The sequence below is a fragment of the bacterium (Candidatus Blackallbacteria) CG13_big_fil_rev_8_21_14_2_50_49_14 genome, assembly GCA_002783405.1.
Taxonomy (GTDB): domain Bacteria; phylum Cyanobacteriota; class Sericytochromatia; order UBA7694; family UBA7694.
This window is the reverse complement of the sequence record PFGG01000078.1, coordinates 1-17,666: the sequence shown is the minus strand read 5'-3', so window position 1 is coordinate 17,666 and position 17,666 is coordinate 1. Positions and strand designations below refer to the sequence as shown.

Annotated in this window: 17 protein-coding genes; 9 read left to right on the top strand and 8 right to left on the bottom strand. The window is 49.7% G+C overall.

Annotation, left to right across the window (positions count from 1 at the left end; translation table 11 throughout):
- The 3 genes from COW20_22745 to COW20_22735 form a co-directional block, all read right to left on the bottom strand.
- Entirely contained in the window at positions 1 to 825 is an 825-nt protein-coding gene (locus COW20_22745) for an ABC transporter ATP-binding protein (GenBank protein PIW44787.1), read from the bottom strand.
- Positions 818 to 1,567 carry an ABC transporter permease gene (locus tag COW20_22740; GenBank protein ID PIW44786.1) on the bottom strand — a complete coding sequence of 250 codons (750 nt, stop codon included), beginning with the start codon at positions 1,565 to 1,567 and terminating at the stop codon, positions 818 to 820. The genes COW20_22745 and COW20_22740 overlap by 8 nt, the downstream gene beginning before the upstream one ends.
- A gap of 133 nt (positions 1,568 to 1,700) precedes the next feature.
- Positions 1,701 to 2,396, bottom strand: a complete 696-nt coding sequence (locus COW20_22735) for a hypothetical protein (GenBank protein ID PIW44785.1) — start codon at positions 2,394 to 2,396, stop codon at positions 1,701 to 1,703.
- A 158-nt stretch (positions 2,397 to 2,554) separates the two neighbouring features.
- On the opposite strand from COW20_22735, the gene COW20_22730 reads away from it, so the two are divergent.
- The 3 genes from COW20_22730 to COW20_22720 all read left to right on the top strand — a co-directional run bounded on the left by COW20_22730 (position 2,555) and on the right by COW20_22720 (position 5,671).
- The gene (locus COW20_22730) at positions 2,555 to 3,646 is read left to right on the top strand and encodes a cytochrome-c peroxidase (protein ID PIW44784.1); all 1,092 of its coding nucleotides are present in this window, start codon (positions 2,555 to 2,557) and stop codon (positions 3,644 to 3,646) included.
- 302 nt (positions 3,647 to 3,948) lie between these two features.
- Positions 3,949 to 4,722, top strand: a complete 774-nt coding sequence (locus COW20_22725; protein PIW44783.1) for an MBL fold metallo-hydrolase — start codon at positions 3,949 to 3,951, stop codon at positions 4,720 to 4,722.
- 64 nt (positions 4,723 to 4,786) lie between these two features.
- Positions 4,787 to 5,671: a hypothetical protein gene (locus tag COW20_22720; protein ID PIW44782.1), complete on the top strand. Its 885-nt coding sequence runs from the start codon at positions 4,787 to 4,789 to the stop codon at positions 5,669 to 5,671.
- 53 nt (positions 5,672 to 5,724) lie between these two features.
- Here COW20_22720 and COW20_22715 read toward each other — a convergent pair whose 3' ends face one another.
- The 4 genes from COW20_22715 to COW20_22700 form a co-directional block, all read right to left on the bottom strand.
- Complete coding sequence (locus COW20_22715; GenBank protein PIW44781.1) at positions 5,725 to 7,560, bottom strand: hypothetical protein; 1,836 nt, start codon at positions 7,558 to 7,560, stop codon at positions 5,725 to 5,727.
- Positions 7,561 to 7,562: 2 nt separating this feature from the next.
- Positions 7,563 to 8,435 (bottom strand): hypothetical protein, encoded by an 873-nt coding sequence (locus COW20_22710; GenBank protein ID PIW44780.1) that lies wholly within the window; start codon positions 8,433 to 8,435, stop codon positions 7,563 to 7,565.
- The gene (locus COW20_22705; GenBank protein ID PIW44779.1) at positions 8,432 to 9,385 is read right to left on the bottom strand and encodes a hypothetical protein; all 954 of its coding nucleotides are present in this window, start codon (positions 9,383 to 9,385) and stop codon (positions 8,432 to 8,434) included. Before COW20_22705 ends, COW20_22710 begins: the two co-directional genes overlap by 4 nt.
- 66 nt (positions 9,386 to 9,451) lie before the next feature.
- A complete protein-coding gene (locus tag COW20_22700) occupies positions 9,452 to 9,742 on the bottom strand; it encodes a hypothetical protein (protein PIW44778.1) in 291 nt (96 codons plus the stop codon).
- A gap of 113 nt (positions 9,743 to 9,855) precedes the next feature.
- On the opposite strand from COW20_22700, the gene COW20_22695 reads away from it, so the two are divergent.
- The 3 genes from COW20_22695 (at position 9,856) to COW20_22685 (ending at position 11,901) form a co-directional block, all read left to right on the top strand.
- The gene (locus COW20_22695) at positions 9,856 to 10,104 is read left to right on the top strand and encodes a hypothetical protein (protein PIW44777.1); all 249 of its coding nucleotides are present in this window, start codon (positions 9,856 to 9,858) and stop codon (positions 10,102 to 10,104) included.
- Between the two features lie 124 nt (positions 10,105 to 10,228).
- Entirely contained in the window at positions 10,229 to 11,110 is an 882-nt protein-coding gene (locus COW20_22690) for a hypothetical protein (GenBank protein PIW44776.1), read from the top strand.
- Positions 11,107 to 11,901 carry a hypothetical protein gene (locus COW20_22685; GenBank protein ID PIW44775.1) on the top strand — a complete coding sequence of 265 codons (795 nt, stop codon included), beginning with the start codon at positions 11,107 to 11,109 and terminating at the stop codon, positions 11,899 to 11,901. The genes COW20_22690 and COW20_22685 overlap by 4 nt, the downstream gene beginning before the upstream one ends.
- Here the strand turns inward: COW20_22685 and COW20_22680 are convergent.
- The gene (locus COW20_22680) at positions 11,898 to 12,770 is read right to left on the bottom strand and encodes a hypothetical protein (GenBank protein ID PIW44774.1); all 873 of its coding nucleotides are present in this window, start codon (positions 12,768 to 12,770) and stop codon (positions 11,898 to 11,900) included. The two genes, COW20_22685 and COW20_22680, sit on opposite strands and share 4 nt — an antisense overlap.
- 199 nt (positions 12,771 to 12,969) lie before the next feature.
- On the opposite strand from COW20_22680, the gene COW20_22675 reads away from it, so the two are divergent.
- The 3 genes from COW20_22675 to COW20_22665 all read left to right on the top strand — a co-directional run.
- The gene (locus tag COW20_22675; GenBank protein PIW44773.1) at positions 12,970 to 14,478 is read left to right on the top strand and encodes a pyruvate carboxylase subunit A; all 1,509 of its coding nucleotides are present in this window, start codon (positions 12,970 to 12,972) and stop codon (positions 14,476 to 14,478) included.
- A 120-nt stretch (positions 14,479 to 14,598) separates the two neighbouring features.
- On the top strand, positions 14,599 to 16,851 hold the full coding sequence (locus COW20_22670; GenBank protein PIW44821.1) for an NADP-dependent malic enzyme: 2,253 nt from the start codon (positions 14,599 to 14,601) through the stop codon (positions 16,849 to 16,851).
- A gap of 236 nt (positions 16,852 to 17,087) precedes the next feature.
- The coding region (locus COW20_22665) for a hypothetical protein (protein ID PIW44772.1) at positions 17,088 to 17,666 on the top strand (579 nt) is incomplete at its 3' end.

The following is a 17,666-nucleotide window of genomic DNA, read 5'->3' as shown; positions in this document are numbered from 1 at the left end:
TTAAATATCATCCTCCGCAGAAAGCTCGCCCGTTACATAGGGACGCAGGTCAAGTTGACCCGTCACATAATTCTGATCGATCGGAATATCGCTGTTGCGCGAGAAAAACTGTTTCAGCACAGGATTTTCGGAGTCTTGAATCTCCTGGCAGGTACCCGAGGCGATCACCTTGCTTTTATACAGCATAATAATATGGTCGGCGATCTGAAACGTACCTGGGATATCGTGGCTGATGACAATAAAGGTAGATTTTGTGCGCTCTTTGGTGCGGATAATCAGTTTGTCAATGGCGTCAGACATGACGGGGTCAAGACCTGAATTGGGTTCATCGAAGAGAATAATTTCAGGATTTAAGGCCATGGCGCGGGCCAATCCGACACGTTTGCGCATGCCGCCACTCAGCTCAGAGGGGAGTTTATACTCTATCCCAGGCAAACCCACCTGTTCCAATTTATCTGCGACGATTTTCATGATTTCCTTGTTCTTCAGACGGGTATGACGTCTCAATGGGAAGGCGATATTTTCAGCGACATCCAGTGAATCAAATAATGCACCATCCTGAAACAGCATACCGAACTTTTTTCGAACTTCAAAGAGATCCTTTTTTTTCAGGCGGGTAATATCTACTCCATCGACCAGGATCGATCCTGAATCGGGTTTGAGCAGACCCACCAGCAATTTCAAGAAAACACTTTTGCCTGTGCCACTGGGGCCCACAATCACGGTGGTTTTTCCGCGCTCAATTTTGCAGGAAACGCCATTTAAAACAACCTGTTTGCCAAAGGCTTTGTATACGTTTTGAAATTCAACGGAAAAATCAGCCATAGATTGCCGCCGTCAGAAAAAAATTAAAGATCACAATAAAACTGGCAATGGTGACCACCGACAGATTGATCGCCCGACTGACCCCCTTGGGGCCAGGTTGTGAATAAAAACCAAAGAAACAGGAAAGCAGGCAACCGACCACCGCAAAGAGCGAGCCTTTCAACATGCCATTGAAAATATCTGAAAGCAGCACGTAGTTTTTGACGTCATTGATAAACTGTCCCGAATTTTGGTGAAGCTGAAAAACTGCCACCAGATAGCCCGCTGCTACAGAGAAAAATGAGCCAAACAAAACCAGCAGGGGAGCTGCAAAAATAAAGGCAATCAGGCGCGGTACGATCAAGAATTGAAAAGGATCGACAGACATCACTTCCAGGGCATCAATCTGTTCTTTCACACGCATGGTGGCAATCGTGGCTGAAATATCTGTTCCTGGCTTTGCTGCCATCATGGCGCCGGTTAGGATGGGGGCCAGTTCGCGTACACAGCTTAGGCCGACATAGGCTCCCAGAAATTCCTGTCCGCCAAAACTCTTGAAAATATGAAAACCCACCAGGGCGATATTGGTGCCCACAAAGATGCAGACGGCGATCAAAACAGGCAGGGTTTCCACTCCAATTTTATACATGTGCAGAATGACCAGCGAAAGATCCGGCCAACCTGAAAAAAGGGACCTGAACATGCGGCCTGCGAAAAAGCCCAGTTCTCCAAGGCTTACAAGCACTTTTTCAAGCTGTGTCATGGGGATGCTTCCTGTCTGCTGCCGGAACGAGGTTTAAAGGGGGAACATTACTGCATAAATCTGCATTTCGAAGTATAACAGAAACGTCCAGAATACGTCTATCTCTGCCACACAGCCTCTATCTTGAGAATTTTCAAGCAGAGGGGTGAGGTTTGTATTTTGCCAACCGTGTTTCCAAATCACGGGCGATTTGAAGTCTGCAAGCGCCTTTTTCTTCGGTATTAAAGTTCTGAAGGTATTCGGCAATCTCTACGATTTCAAAACAGATTTGCAATTTTTTAAACAGTTTTACTTTTTTTTGACCCGGAATATTGACATGGTGAAGTCCGCCACTGTAGCCCAGCATCATTTTTCCATGGCCTATTTTCTGTAGAATATCCGCAATGCCTCCCCGCACGCTCATGGGTTTGCCTTCTGAATCCAGTCCATTGGCCCGCATCATGCGCCCTTCGGGTGCTAAAGCCACCATAACCTCTGGGGTGATACCCTCCAGGAATAAATCCCAGGATTCATCGCGTTTACGTGAGATCGAAATCGTTTGGGGGGAGAAAAATTTATAAAACCTGCCAACAATGGGGCGGTTCATGGTCTTGTCTGCGCCTGGAACGCGGGTTCGCGAGGCTGCATCCCAGAGAAAAGAGGGCGGAAAGGCCCCCAGAAAGAGCGGTTCTAATAAACTGGTATGGTTCAAAAATGCGAAAACACGGATATTTTTCCAAACATTTGCAGGAGGTGTTTTGACCCAGCTGACTTCAAAGCGGTAAAAAATTCGACTGAAACACCACAGGCTGAGTGCGAGCAGACGGCTGATCAGGATATGCAGGATCATGGTTAGAACGCTTCACTTTTAGTGTTTTGGGTTTGTTTAGGCTTTTTAATTATGCGCCAAAAACAAGCTTGCTGTGCAGTTTTATTTGGCTTTGAAGCATGAATTATTAATTTTTTGTTATAATTTTATTAAGCCATTTTTCTGGGGAAGTTTTTTTAATGTCATCATTCATCAAAAAATCAGTGCCATTCTTTTTTCTACTGACGGCCTGTCAGGCACAGCCTTTGATTTCTTCAAGTCCCAGCAAGGCAATGCTTCGTGCTGCTTCCTTGCATGCACTGCCGCGTACCCTTTTTCCTGAGGTGCCTGTTCCGCCCGGCAATCCGATCACCCAGGCCAAAGTGGAGTTGGGGTTCCGTTTGTTTTTTGAACCTCTGCTGTCTGCCAATAATAAAATGTCCTGTGCTTCCTGTCATCAGCCTCAACGTGGCTTTTCCAATGGTCAGGCCAACGCTGCCGGTGTCAATGGTCAGCGCGGGAATCGCAATGTGCCCTCTATTTATGCCAATGCCTTTTACAGTTCACTTTTTTGGGATGGCCGTTCTCCCAGTCTTGAAGATCAGGCTTTGGGACCGATTCAAAACCCGATAGAAATGAATGAATCGCTTGAAAATGTCGTCAAGAAACTGTCTGGGCACCCTTATTACCGGGCCAAATTTCAGCAAACCTTTGGCACCCCTGTAACGCCTCAAGGCATCGGCATGGCGCTTGCAAGTTTTGAGCGGGCCTTAAATCTGCAACCTTCGGTCTATGATCGTTATCTGCAGGGCGATATTGATGCCCTAAGCCCTGCTCAAGAGCGGGGCATGGTCCTTTTTGGCCGTCAGGCCCATTGTGCCACCTGTCATAAGGGGGTACAGACCAGCGATAATAAATTTCACAATCTGGGGGTGGGCATGAATTTGCCGCAGCCAGATCTGGGGCGTTTTAACGTGACCCACAACTCTGAAGACAGAGGCGCATTCCGTACCCCTTCCCTGCGCAATATTACCCGTACGGGCCCGTATATGCACGATGGCTCCCTGCGCAGCCTGGAAGAGGTGATTGATTTCTATGACAAGGGGGGCATTCCGAATCCCACCCTTTCGAATGAAATGAACCCGCTCAATCTGGCGCCTGAAGACAAGGCCGATCTTTTGGCCTTTTTAGAGGCCTTGACCTCTGAGGACAATCTCAGAGAAATTGCGGCTTTGCCAGGGATTCAAATGCCAGCTGAACGTCTGCCGGAAACCATCGCGCGCCTGCGTTGATCTGTCTGGCGGCTTCTCGGATCAGGAAAGCAAGCACGGGGCTTCTGAATTATTTTTTTTAGGGTCTTTTCTGCTCTTTTCTTGGATCTGATGATAAAACAGGTATAATAATAAGCACGCTGTATGACTCATTTTTGCAAGCTTTTCTTGTGAAGGGTTCTTTTGACACATTCATTTCTTGGGAATTCTGGCAAAATAGTGAGACAAATGTTTAATTTAAATTTTGATACAGGCAGAGGTGCGCTTTGAAAGTCAGGTTCTGGGGTGTTCGTGGGTCTATCCCTACCCCGTGGAAAGAGGCCATGGAAGTAGGCGGAAATACCTCCTGTGTTCAGGTCTTGCCTTCTACTGAGACCTTGATTATTCTTGACGCAGGCACGGGTATCCGTCTTTTGGGCAATGAAATGATCCGCAATCAAAAGGCCCAAAATTTGATGGGGCATGTTTTCCTGTCGCATACCCATTGGGATCATATTCAGGGTTTCCCCTTCTTTTCCCCTGCCTTTATCGCCAGCAACCACTTTAAAGTCTATGGTGCAGGAAAAGCTGAAGAGCGCCTTGAAGATGTGCTCAAGGGTCAGATGAATTACCAATATTTTCCCGTCCAATTGGATCAGATGGGGGCGCGGATTGAATTCGTTGAACTTCAGGAAGAAACCATAGAAATTGAACCGGGTTTGAAAATTTCGAGCCGCTCTTTTAACCATCCTGGGGGGGTTTACGGCTTTCGCATTGAACATGAAGGCTGCAGTCTGATTTATGCGACCGATATGGAATATACGCTTGAAACACTCGATCCCCGACTGGTGGAGTTTGCCAAAGGGGCTGATTTGTTTATTTACGACTCCCAATACACCCCAGAAGAACTTCAAACCAAAACTGGGTGGGGGCACAGTACCCATACTGCAGCAGCCCATATTGCACAAATGGCAGGAGTGAAGCGTTTGATGCTTTATCACCATGACCCGATGCATTCTGATCAGCAATTGGCGCTGATGGAAGCGCAGGCGCGGGAAGTTTTTCCCGAGTCGTATCTGGCCCGTGAATCTTTGGAAATTGATTTGAAAGCCCTTTAGTTGGCTTGATACCTGCTCGGGTTTTGGTTATGATTGAACCTGAGTTTGAATGGAGAGGAATACAATGCATAGACTGACACGTTTTCTGGTTGCACTTTTTGCCCTGGCTGCGGTGGTGTCGCCCTTGCTTCCCATGCCTGTTCAGGCTGAACCCTCAAAACCTTTGGGCAAGCGTGGAATTTATGGCCACGATTCTTTAAACGCGCCAGAAGAGGAGTCCAGTGCTCCTGCAGAAGAAACTGCAGAAGAAACCCCTGAAGAAGCTGAAGCCCGTAAAAAATTAGAGGCCAAATATCCGCTTTCAATTACCTCTCAGACCAAAACCAGTCAGGCGGCACATGAGGCTTTTCTGGCAGGTTTGAAGAATTATTATGTTTCCAAATCCATTTTTGAAGCTGCGAATGAGATCAAAAGTAAATATGATGATAAGAACTATATTCTGAAGGTTGAGCAAAAAGGGGTGATTCAATCCAAACTGATGCCCCAGGATATTCTCTCCTATGGTCCAAGTTATGCCCATATTCCTTTGCGTGTTCGGGCCCTGGGGGAAGCGCAAAAAGAAATCAGTTCTGCGATCACCCATTTTTCAAAAGCTGCTTCTTTGTCTCCCAAAAGCAAGCCGATCAAAGAGTGGTTGCGTATCTCCAAAGATACCCTCAAGGTTTTTAAATACCATGTGCGTTTTTATCAAATTACGCTTCAGAATATTAAGCGGGGAATGACAGATGATCAGCTGAAACTGCTGGCCTCCCGCTGGAACAGTGGCAATCCACCTGATATGAAACCCAGCGATTCACTGACAACCCGGGTCATGTTGGGGCCTATGGCCTCTCTATTGGAAAAACAATTTCAAGCCAAGGGTGAAACCAAGGGTGAAAGTAAAAAGATGAATCTCGATAGTCTTCAGAATTATCTGCCCACGATGGAATTTAAAGTCAATAAACTTTAATTTATCTGATTATCTGATTTCTAAGCCCCTCAAGCCCTGCTTGGGGGGCTTGTTTATTCCTGATAGAGGTTGGCGTAAACCCAGGAATGTGTGAGCACTTGCTTGACGTAACGACGGGTTTCATCATAGGGAATCTGCTCAATAAAGAGATCCGCTTCAAGTTCTCCGAAACTTCTTTTCCAGCGGCTGACTGCTCCTGGCCCAGCGTTATACGAGGCGATGGTGGGGATCAGATCGCCCTGCCAGCGATTGAGCTGCTCGCGCAGATAAAAACTTCCCAACTGAATATTGATTTCAGGTTGAGTCAATTGTGTCTGTTTAAATCCTTTGAGTCCGGCTTTGGCGGCGGTTTCCCGCGCGGTAGCGGGCATGAGTTGCATTAGGCCGACAGCTCCTGCTCTTGAACGGATATCCGCCTTGTACATACTCTCCTGCCAGGTCAGACCGGCCACCAGCGCCTGAGGAAGTGCATATTTCTGTGAAAACTTCTGCATTTCACGTTCATAAAGCAAAGGATACATCAGGCTCAAAACTTCAGGATCCCGACTGGGTACCAGCCAAAGGGTGCGAATTGAGCGAAAATAATGCTTGTTTTTAAGATAGGCATAGGCTTTGAGCAGCGGCTCTTGTTTAGGGGCTACGCTTAAAAAGGGAGCAATCACTTCCAATATCTCGTGTTGGGCATCTTCGGCGATTTCTTTGAGCAGGGGATTGGCTTCTAGAAAATCCAGACTGACAGGTTTGTTTTTGAGGGGGGGGTAAGCGCGCTGATAACAGGATTGATGGTTTAAATGGCATTGCCCCAGGTGCGTATAGTATTGATTCAGTGGGCCCTGTGCCAGTTTCTGATAGAGTTTTTGTGTTTCCTGCGAGGGGCCGCTTTGCGTTTCAAGGGAGCGTGCCAACCAGTAACGTGCAGCGGGGGCTTCGTCTGCATTGGGATGGTATTTGAGCAGGATGCGGGCCAAGGGAATGATTTGATTGGGTTGGAAGGGCCTCAGGGCTTCTTGCAATAAAATCCACAAGGCTTCAGGGGTTCGAACATGTTGGGGATAGTTTTGGCTGAGTTGATTGAGAATTTGGCTTGCTTGATGGCCTTGACGCTGAGTCACCCGTGCTTTTTGCCAGAGCATTTCAGGGTAGTTTTCCTGATCTTGAGGGGAAAGCTGTTGCCACCAGAAATCGGCATTTTTGCTATTTTTCATGCGCGCCTGACAGAGTCCGGCCTGTACCAGTGCCTGTTGATGCCATTGCCTTTCCTGGGCTGTTTTGGCAGGTTGTTTTAAGAGCTTGGAGAGCAGGGGATAGGCGTGCGCATCGTCCTGGTTTTGGATGAAAACCTGGGCACTCTCAAATAAGGCTTCGTTGCTCTGTGGATTTTTGAGCAGGCGAGGAATGAGCCAGTAAAAACGATTTTCTTTAAGCCATTGGGCTAGATTTAGGCGTTGAGATTCGGGCAGGCCCGCTGAACAATGCAAGCGTTCCTGAATTTGACGTGAATCAGTAAGTGTCGGTTTGACTGAGGTTGTGGGCAGTAAGCGGGATAGAATTTGCCAATCCTGACTACAGAATTTGGCAGGTGTTTTCAGGGCTCTCCAGGCATAATACGCGGCACTGAGCGATCTTTGATTGTGTAGATAATTGCGGGGGTCATCCTGACTGGGGCGCAAGCCTGCCAAAAGGTAGAACCAATAGGGGCGCAGCACGGAGTCTTCTTCCTTGCGTAAAAGATTAAACAGGGCGGTTTCGGCCTGACTTGTCTGCTTGGCTTTGATTTGGGCTTCAATCCGGTGGGTTTCGGCCAGTTCGGCTGTATTCGCCTTGGCCCAGACACCGGGCGTGGGATAGAGTGCAGCCAAGAGCAAAGCACACAACCCGACTTTTTTCATGCTCAACTTTTGCCCTTGGGGGGCACAGGATGGGCTTTGGGGCGGGCGAAACTCATGCCGATCAGGCGTTTGCTTTTCTTCAACGAAGCAATCAACTCGGGAAAGGGTGTATCGACCACTTGTTTGGGACTGAGTGAGGTGGCATTGCGCAGAAAGACCTGATTGCCCTTGCGTATCACCAAGCCAGTATGGGCAGCAAAGATCCCAGGCAGATCCTGAATTAAAACCCCAATATCTCCTGTTTTGAGCAGGGGCAGTACTTTTTCAAGTTGGTCGTCGGGAATATAGGCCTGCTTCAGTCTGCGATCGGGCTGTCTGACCTGAATGCCTTTAAACCCTTGATTTGCAAAAAGTGTTTTGTGGCTGATCGTGCGTTCCAGAGGTTTTGAACCCGGTAAGCGCGCTGTAATATCTTCTACCAACCAGCTGTTATGCGGAATCCAGTCTGCCATAAAATAATGGTTGCGGCATTCCATTTTGATTTCGCCCTGGTCATAGCGAATTTTTTGTAGAGTCGCTACGGCTTGTTGATAATTGCTGCTGAGGGCCAGGGCCAGGCTTTGCTCGCAAAAAGTAACACAATCCACCTGTTTCAGGTTGATCAGCGGCTTGCTGTCATAGGGGCCTCTTGGGCCTTCACCCAAGGGGCCCAGCAGATAGGGGGTGCCGAGTGCTCTTTCTGAAACCGCCTCCAGACGTTCCAGAAAGGGCTTTGTGCTCAGGCTTTTCAACCAGCTTGAGATTTCGCTTTCGGAAAGCTGATTTAAAGGGCGCGTTTGTGTCTGTACGGCAGCCACAGAACTGGGGTGCGTTTGCAAGACAAAGGGTACTGCCAGTACGAGGGGGGCCAGGCTGCCGATCAGGAATTTTCTCATATCACCAGCGTGACCTTCAAACTGTCGAGAAAATGCCCTTGTTGATTGGCTTCAAGCACTTTTTTTGCTGCTGCGTCATCGAGCAGAATATCGGTATTGGCTGGGTTGCCCTGAGCGGCTTTGGCTTCAATCACCAGGGGGTTGGCGCCAATGCGATCATTGTCTGATTTGGCCTCATCAATATCTTCGACATAGTGAACAGGGCCCTGCTGCACGATCAGATTGGGATCCATGCCGATCGCGTTATTGGGGTGAATGCGTTTGGCTGCGCCAATAATAAACGGACCCATGGCAGGCTCTGCGCCCAAGCCACTGGCATCGATGATCAGACCTGTATAGCCTGCTCCCTGTGCCTGTTGCCAACGCTTTCCGCGTTCAGGCTGAGGTTTCTTTGGGGGGGGGGCTAGGCGCAGCAGGGGGCCTATAAAGGCCAGACGGCCATCGAGCATGCTATAGGGTTTGCTCATCTCTTTTTGCAGGCTCTTGCCGAAATCAAGCCCTTGGGCCAGACTGTCGGAACCAAAGACGGGCATTTCAATATCGACTTCCACTGAACCATCAGAGAGATAACGGGTTTGCCCTACCACGCGCGCGCCTTTAATCACCGCCTGTACCTGTAAACGAATCACATCGCTTTCAGTCACGAAATTTTTAACCGTGGTTTCAGAAAAAACCCTTACGCCATTGACGGCCTCTGCCAGTTGGCGATAGCCATCGGTAATCGCTGCCCGTTTGGCCATCAGGCGTTTTTGCGGTGCACTGCCTTTGGCCGGAGGAGCGCCTGAACCGGTGACGCGAATCATTGAAGTGCTCCAATTGACCGTGCCGCTGCCCAAGGGGCGTGTCACGCCTTTGCCGGCACTGCGTGCTGATGGGCTCCATGAAAGGCTGAAGAGTGGCAAAAGGGTTGCCAGGGCAAGTATTTTGAGATGGGTTTTTTTGTGAAACATGGCATACTCCTTGGAAATGCGGGTTAGTTATAAAGTTGCTTTTTGTCTTGATTTTGTTCCTTGAAATTAACTGCCCCGCAGCATCTTGCGTTGGGTGGTGATGCGAATCGATTGGATGTCTTCCCAGAGGTAATATTCCTCTTCGTTGGGAGAAATACGGTAAATGATAAAATCATCGGTGGTGGAAAAATCATGTTCCAGACAAATCGATTGAATCGAGTTAATATCTGTGGTAGCTGGCGGAAAATAGAGGTAAACCCTGATATCTGAGGGCAAATGAATTTGATTCTGTTTGAGCCAGCCTTTTTCTGCGAAAAGGTTTTTCCAGGCTTCGGAACGGTTTTCAGAGGCAGTCATAGATTGTTTCCTGTTTGCGTTCTATCTCAAGTATACCGGATTGGGAACCTTGATACAGTTTTCTAAATAGTGAATAATGAAGGCAGAGTCATGAATAAACGAGGAAATCTATTGTGAAAAGAGTGACTGGCAGTATTCTGTTCTGGGTGGTAATGCTCGGGGCTTTGGCCTATGGAATCTATGCTTTTTATAACCGTCCCCCCAATCCTGAAGAAGTAACGCCCTTACCCCAAAAAGTTCAAACTCAGCGCCAAGAGCAAAGTGCGCCTCCCATGAAAGCATTTGAAAAACAAATGGAAGAACGCGTTGAGCGTTCCAAGGATCGTGGCGTCGATTTAACCAAGCCCAAAGAAAAACACTGAAATCAGGTGAGTTTTTATTTCATTTTCTGAATCGCTGAAGGTCAGGGGAGATGCTGCTCAGGAAGCGGCCAATGCGGTTCGTTTCTTTGCTGCTCAGGGGGCGTTTCAAGAGGCTTGGTATTATTTGCTGGATTTGCCGGAAGTGGGCAAGGCCTATTGGTTCCGCCATACTTTAAGCCGGAATCTGCAGGGAGTAGCCCAGGCTGAACTGTGGGCGCTCTGTTTTCAGGAGGGGAAGCCTCCCCTCCTCTTGTCTGAAAGTTTTGAGATTGAGGCTGTACGCAGTTCTGAGCGTTTCTTTTTTTTACAGACCGGCAAATCTTGGCTGCGTTCCCAGGGCGCTTTGGGCTATCTTCAGTCAGCAGATCAAGCCTTGCACTGGGAGCTTGAATTTGAAGCGCTGGCCCCTCCCTTGCAGATGCTTCCTGCCTGGTTAGGGCGCAGGGCTGACTTTTGCAGTCCCCAACCCAATTTGCTCTGCTCAGGGCGAATCCTGAGCCAGGGGCAGGAGATCCGTCTAGATCGCGAACCGGGTATGCAGGGGCATATTTGGGGCTCCCGGCCTGCACGTGAATGGTTTTGGGCCCATTGCAATACCTTTCTCGAAGATGAAAATACCTGGCTGGAACTGCTTTCTACGCGCCATCCACGCTTTCATTTCCCAGCTCTGTTTCTGCACCTTCGTTACCGAGGCGAAGATTTTCGCTGGCTGCCCTGGCAGCGCTTGCGTCTGCAAAAGGGCCAAGCGCCTTGGACAGTTCAATTTCAAGCAGAAAAGCAGGGGCTGCGCTTTCGCTGTACTTTGTCTGCGCCTGAAACCGCTTTGGCCCATGCTCCCTGGCAGGTGGTTTCGGGCCGGCCTGGGCATTGGAGCAGCACGAAACAGGGCAATGCCCGTTTAGAGGTTTGGAAACAGCAAGGCGGCGCTTGGGTTTTGTATGAATCCCTCTCAGCTTTTGAAACGTCTTCGCTGGAATGGGTAAGCCTCCAGGAGCCGAAAACATGAATCTTGAAAGTTTGATCCGTTTGGGCAGTTTTGTAGGTGTTTTTGCCTTCATGACACTTTGGGAGCTTTGGAAACCCTGTCGTCAGGGATTACTGTTTCAGCGTCGCTGGTGGAGTAATTTGGGTTTGGTGGTCTTCAATACCCTGCTTTTGCGCTTTAGTTTAGGGGCTTTGGCCTATCAGACTGCGGTTTTTACCCAGGCCCAGGGGTGGGGGGTGCTCAATCTTGTCAATGCGCCCGTGACTTTGGAATTGCTTTTCAGTGTGGCGGTTCTGGATCTCGCCATTTATTTGCAACATGTGCTCTTTCATGCCCTGCCCCTGTTTTGGCGCTTGCACCGTGTCCACCATGCAGATTCAGGGTTTGATGCAACTACCGGCCTGCGCTTTCACCCGCTTGAAATTTTGCTTTCAATGCTTTACAAAACGGTGCTTGTTTTGGCTTTGGGCCCTTCCCCCGGTGCGGTTTTGCTCTTTGAGCTGCTTTTGAATGCCAGTGCTGTTTTTAACCATGGCAATATTCGTTTGCCGGGTGGGCTGGAGAAAATTTTACGTCTGCTGATCGTGACACCTGATTTTCACAGGGTACACCACTCTCAAGCAGAAGACGAAACCAACAGCAACTATGGTTTTTTTCTTTCCTGTTGGGATCACCTGGGGGGAACCTACCGGGCAGAACCCCGTCAGGGACATGCAGAGATGCAGATTGGGCTTGCAAATTTTCAGGGAGCCGAATGCGATCGACTCCCTGAAATGCTCCTCTTGCCCTTGCGTTCCTTGAAAAAGGATTAGAGCACGAAAATAACGTGGGCCAGGCTGAGTACTTTTGCCTTGGCTTCGAGTCCCAGCACCTGTTGGGTTTCTTTTTCTGGCAAAACAGCATCTGCTTTGAAATTGCCACTGGCGGCGACGGCTTTGACAATCAGGGGGGAATTGCCGGCCCGTTCATGGCGGCGGGCTTCATTCAGCGAGGTGCTATAGGCCACGATTCCTCTGTTGATCACGAAATCTGGATCGATCGGCAAATGGCCGACATAGATTTCGCCGCCACTTTGGTTGAGCAAGGCCGGGCTCATGGCGGGTTTCAGACCCAATCCCCGGCAGTCAATAATCAGGCCGGTATAGTCCCCTGGGTTGGGATCGGGTTTGACAGTATCGGGTACAGGGGGAGGGGGGGCCGCATTTTTCTGGGGTTGCAGAATGCCGCTGAGGCCCTGTTGGCTATAGAGTTTGACGGCCATATCCACTTCAATCGAACCATCTGAAAGAAAACGACGGTCAATCTTCTGGGCACCTCGAATTAAGGCACTGACCTGCAGGCGAATCGTATCGCTTTCGGTGACATAATCTTTGACCACGGTTTCAGCATTGACGCGTACCCCATTGATGGCTTCTGCCAATTGACGATAAGCATCTGCGATGGCTGCCCGCTCGGCCATTAAACGTCTTTGTGAGGCGCTGCCGCGATCGGGCGGCGCACCTGTTCCCGTAACACGCACAATGCCTTCGCTCCAGTCAATCGTCACATTGCCAACATTTTCGCGAACACTTTGAATGATCTGGGGATCGCTACTCTGGGCATGTCCTGGCAGGGGAGAGAAACTGGCGAGCAAAAGGGCTGAGGCCAGAAAGAGGATAAGGGATGAAGGACGCTTGATCATAGAGGGGTTCCTTTCGTGCAGAACTGGCAGGATAAAAGCATTGAAAGATGCTATACAGTTGTATCATACTCCTGGCCTCAGATGGAAATCCGAGCAGGCTCTTCTTTGCCTTTACAGACCCGTGCGGGAGTGAATTTGTTCCTGGCCTTGCCTGATTCATGTGCTTCGTTTCGATTTGAGGTTATGTCATAATGTGGTTATGACTCAAAATCCACCCTTTCAAAAAATATTAATTGCCAACCGTGGCGAAATTGCCGTGCGGGTGATCCGCTCCTGTCGCGAATTGGGAATTTCTCCTGTTGCGATTTATTCAGAGGCCGATGCCTCGGCCTTGCATGTGCAATTGGCAGATCAGGCTTTTTGCGTGGGGCCTGCGCCCGCCCTTGAAAGTTATTTGAATATTCCCCGAATTCTGGAAGTGGCCCGTGAAGCAGGGGTGGATGCGGTGCATCCAGGTTATGGTTTCTTGAGTGAAAATACAGCGTTTGTTGAAGCCTGTCAGGCAGCTGGGATTGTTTTTATTGGGCCTTCAACCGAAGCCATGGAGTTGATGGGCAGTAAAATTGCCTCCAAGCGCTGTATGGATCAGGCGGGTGTGCCTACGGTTCCTGGCTATTACGGCGATGACCAATCCCTTGAGCGTTTGCAGAGCGAGGCGCTGAAAGTGGGCTTTCCGCTTTTGGTTAAAGCCTCGGCTGGAGGGGGCGGAAAGGGTATGCGGGTGGTTGAAAAGATTGAAGATCTTCCCGCAGCGTTGGCCAGTGCCAAGCGTGAAGCCTTAAACGCTTTTGGCGATGATGCTGTATTTTTAGAGCGTTATTTTACCTCGGTTCGCCATATTGAATTTCAGATTCTGGCAGATACCCAGGGCCAGGTTTTGCATCTCTGTGAACGTGAGTGTTCAATTCAGCGCAGGCATCAAAAAATTGTAGAAGAAGCGCTTTCTCCGGCCCTCAGTGAAGATTTACGGGCACAGATGGCAGCGGCGGCTGTTCAAGCGGCCAAAGCTGTTCATTATGTCAATGCGGGTACAATTGAAATGCTGCTCGATGCCGAAAACAGATTCTATTTTCTTGAAATGAATACCCGTCTGCAGGTAGAACACCCGGTGACAGAACAGGTTTTGGGCTTAGACTTGGTCAAAGCCCAGATTCAGGTCGCAGCAGGACAGCCCTTGCCCTTTTCCCAAAACGATATTTCTGCGCGGGGACACGCGATTGAGGTGCGGGTCTATGCCGAAGATCCTGCCCGTCAGTTTATGCCCACCACGGGGCATATTTTGGCGCTCAAACTTCCCCAGGGGCCAGGCATTCGTGTGGATTCTGGCTTGTACCGCACCCAGGAGATTACACCCTATTATGACCCCATGCTGGCCAAATTGGTGGCCTGGGGCCCTGACCGCGAAAGTGCCCGTCTGCGTTTGATTCAGGCCTTGAAAGATTTTGTGATTTTGGGGGTAACCACCAATATCGCCTATCTGATTCGTGTCTTGGAACATCCCCAGTTTCAAGCAGGGCACTTTGATACCCATTTTGTGGAGCATTATGCAGCTGATTTACAGCTTGCTGCTGAGCTGCCTCTATCCGTTCAGGCCGTGGCTGCCCTTTTGGGCAAGCAAATGCAGGGGGGGCAGCGTTCAGTTCAAAACTTTGCCCAAGGGCAGGATGCTCATAATCCCTGGCTGCGTACCGATCTCAAACTGCTTTAGTTTTCTTGCTTAAAAAAATCTTGCGATTGTCTTGTTCCCCTGGGACAAGCGTGCCACAATGAGTGCGCGTTTTTGCACATTTTTGTGTATTTTGGTTTGAGAGAAAGGTACTGTTCCATGATGATCAGCAAAGAAGAAGCTCTGGATTATCATTCCCAGGGCAAACCCGGAAAAGTTGCGATTCGTTCGACCAAGCCCTGCTATACCCAGCGAGATTTGGCTTTGGCCTATACGCCCGGCGTTGCCGAGCCCTGTTTAGAGATCGCTAAAAACGAAGATGACTCTTACACCTATACCTCGCGTGGCAACCTGGTGGCTGTGGTTACCAATGGAACTGCCGTTTTGGGCTTGGGCAATATTGGCCCCTATGCCGCCAAGCCGGTTATGGAAGGCAAGGGGGTACTGTTTAAACGCTTTGCGGATATTGATGTCTTTGATATTGAACTCAATGCCAAAGATCCTGACGCGGTGATTGCGGCTGTACAGGCTATGGAGCCTACCTTTGGGGGCATTAATCTTGAAGATATCAAAGCCCCTGAATGCTTTTATATCGAAGAAAAACTGCGTGAAACCATGCAAATTCCCGTCTTTCATGATGATCAACATGGCACTGCCGTGATTGTTGCTGCGGGTTTGATCAATGCACTGGAATTGGCTGGCAAGAAGATTGAAGACTGCCGTTTTGTCTTCAGCGGCGCTGGCGCTGCGGCTGTGGCCTGTGCCAAGCTGGCTATCAGCCTGGGAGCCGATCGTGGCAAGATCATGATGGTGGATTCCAAGGGGGTGATTTATAAGGGGCGGACAGAAGGCATGAACGCTTTTAAAGAATCCTTTGCCCAGGAAACACCGCTGCGCACTTTGGCTGAGGCTTTAGAGGGGGCCGATGTATTTATTGGCGTCTCTGGCAAAGGGCTGATGTCTCAGGCCATGGTCGCCAGTATGGCCGCGCATCCGATTGTCTTTGCCTTGGCCAATCCTGATCCTGAAATTACCTATCCTGATGCGGTGGCTGTGCGTGAAGATCTTTTGATGGCCACAGGCCGTTCAGATTATCCCAACCAGGTCAACAATGTTTTGGGCTTTCCCTATATTTTTAGAGGAGCTTTGGATGTGCGGGCCCGCACGGTCAATGAAGAGATGTTGCTGGCTGCAGCCCATGCTTTAGCCGCCTTGACCAAAGAAGAGGTTCCTGCCAGTGTCTGTCAGGCCTATAACCTCGAAAATATCGCCTTTGGCCCTGAGTATCTGATTCCCAAGCCCTTTGACCCCCGGATTTTGGTCTGGGTGGCTTCAGCCGTTGCAGAAGCAGCCATGCGCAGTGGGGTGGCCCGCCTGCAGATTGACCTCAAAGAATACCGTCAGGAATTGGAACGTCGCTATGGCGTTTCGCGAGAGTTGATGCGTTTGATCAGCAATAAGGCGCGCACTTCACCCAAGCGGATTGTCTTTGTGGAAGGTGAAAACGAGAAAATCGTTCAAGCGGCCCGAATTTTGGTGGATGATGGGATTGCACACCCTGTTTTGCTGGGCTATGAAGAAACCATCGCCAAAATTGCCGCTGATTTAGGCGTGACGCTCAAGGGGATCGAGATCATTGCGCCCCGGCTTTCTCCCCGTCTTGAGCACTATGGCCAGAAGTATTATCAAAAGCGTCAGCGCAAAGGCATGATTTTGGCCGAAGCCCAGCAATGGGTGCATAACTATAATTATTTTGCGGCCATGATGGTCGATTGTGGCGATGCTGATGGCTTTATTGCCGGTTTGACCCAGCACTATCCAGATACCTTGCGTCCTGCTTTGCAGTGTCTGCCCCTCAAAGAGGATTTTTACAAGGTGGCGGGTTTGTATGTGCTGATGTTTGAAAACAAGCTGTATTTCCTCTGTGATGCCACCGTCAATATAGATCCTTCCGCTGAAGAACTCTGCGGCATTGCCCTGTCTGCAGCTGATGTGGCCCGGCGTTTTGATATCGAGCCCAAGGTGGCGATGCTTTCTTTTTCCAATTTTGGCAGTGTACGCAACAATCCCCAGGTGGAGAAGGTGCGTAAGGCGACTCAATTGGTCAAAGAAAAAGCTCCTGACTTGGTGGTGGATGGTGAAATGCAGGCCGATACAGCCGTTTCGGCGACCCGTTCACGGGTTTTTCCCTTCAGCGGGATCAAGGGCGATGCCAATATTCTGGTTTTCCCTGATCTGCAATCCTGCAATATTGCCTATAAGCTCTTGATTGAGCTGGGGGGCGCAGAGTCGCTGGGCCCGATTCTGATGGGCATGGCCAAACCTGTGCATGTGCTTCAGCAGGGGGCTTCTGTCAGTGAAATCGTCAATATGGCTGCCCTGGCCGTGGTGGATGCCCAGGAGCTGAACGCTTGACTTTTTAAAGCTTGTATTTAGCGTTTTTCGCGGCTTGACTCGCAAGAGGATAAGCCGCGATTTACTTTGTTTTGTGGGTGTTTTATTGTTTGAATTTGTGCAAAGAGAAAGGCAAACTGCCAGGCAAATTTGGGGTGCTTGAAGCTCTGAATTATGCTCTGTTCCTTCGCTTGTGTTTTCTCTTCTTTTAGCGTATGATCAGGGAAAATCCAGATTTTCAGGAGGCCTCGGCATTTATGGCAGGTGGCGTAAATTTTTCAAACCAGGAGTGGCTGGTCCGCTCTTTTGACAGCAATAATAACAAAGTGATGGACGAACTCAAGGTCGACCCCCGTGTTAAAGACAAGGTCGACACCGACAAAGACGGCCAGATCAGTAGCGGTGAATTGGTCTCTGCCTTAAAAGCCGATGCGGTTGAAATCAGCCAGGGCACGATCACCGAAAGCAAAGGCATGCAGCTTTTCACCAATGGGCTCGAAACCCTGAAAAATGTTCATGCCACTGCCACCAATTCCTGGGGCCATGTGTTTACCCCTACCTTCTTTCAAGACGATACCCTGCCCGAGCGCTACAATAAACTCGTAGACAGCAACCGCGCCTATACCTCAGCCATCAGCCGCCAGGAAAGCGCCCTGCGCTCTGTGCGTGACATGACGGCCAACGCCAGCGACGCCACCTCCCGTGCCCTGAATATTCAGGCCAGCACCGCTCTCAACAGTGCCAGCTGGCGTACCTGGACTGGTACCTTTCAGGATTTGCTCTCCATGGGCAACAGCTCCGATGAAGGCACCGTGCGTCAGATGGAAATGGCAAAT

Bases quoted from the DNA above. Each gene is read 5' to 3' on its own strand.
- COW20_22700 (PIW44778.1), bottom strand. From the start codon at position 9,742: ATGACTGCCTCTGAAAACCGTTCCGAAGCCTGGAAAAACCTTTTCGCA.
- COW20_22720 (PIW44782.1), top strand. From the start codon at position 4,787: ATGCATAGACTGACACGTTTTCTGGTTGCACTTTTTGCCCTGGCTGCG.
- COW20_22675 (PIW44773.1), top strand. From the start codon at position 12,970: ATGACTCAAAATCCACCCTTTCAAAAAATATTAATTGCCAACCGTGGC.
- COW20_22740 (PIW44786.1), bottom strand. From the start codon at position 1,567: ATGACACAGCTTGAAAAAGTGCTTGTAAGCCTTGGAGAACTGGGCTTT.
- COW20_22725 (PIW44783.1), top strand. From the start codon at position 3,949: ATGGAAGTAGGCGGAAATACCTCCTGTGTTCAGGTCTTGCCTTCTACT.
- COW20_22735 (PIW44785.1), bottom strand. From the start codon at position 2,396: ATGATCCTGCATATCCTGATCAGCCGTCTGCTCGCACTCAGCCTGTGG.
- COW20_22745 (PIW44787.1), bottom strand. From the start codon at position 825: ATGGCTGATTTTTCCGTTGAATTTCAAAACGTATACAAAGCCTTTGGC.
- COW20_22730 (PIW44784.1), top strand. From the start codon at position 2,555: ATGTCATCATTCATCAAAAAATCAGTGCCATTCTTTTTTCTACTGACG.
- COW20_22710 (PIW44780.1), bottom strand. From the start codon at position 8,435: ATGAGAAAATTCCTGATCGGCAGCCTGGCCCCCCTCGTACTGGCAGTA.
- COW20_22715 (PIW44781.1), bottom strand. From the start codon at position 7,560: ATGAAAAAAGTCGGGTTGTGTGCTTTGCTCTTGGCTGCACTCTATCCC.
- COW20_22680 (PIW44774.1), bottom strand. From the start codon at position 12,770: ATGATCAAGCGTCCTTCATCCCTTATCCTCTTTCTGGCCTCAGCCCTT.
- COW20_22705 (PIW44779.1), bottom strand. From the start codon at position 9,385: ATGTTTCACAAAAAAACCCATCTCAAAATACTTGCCCTGGCAACCCTT.
- COW20_22670 (PIW44821.1), top strand. From the start codon at position 14,599: ATGATCAGCAAAGAAGAAGCTCTGGATTATCATTCCCAGGGCAAACCC.
- COW20_22685 (PIW44775.1), top strand. From the start codon at position 11,107: ATGAATCTTGAAAGTTTGATCCGTTTGGGCAGTTTTGTAGGTGTTTTT.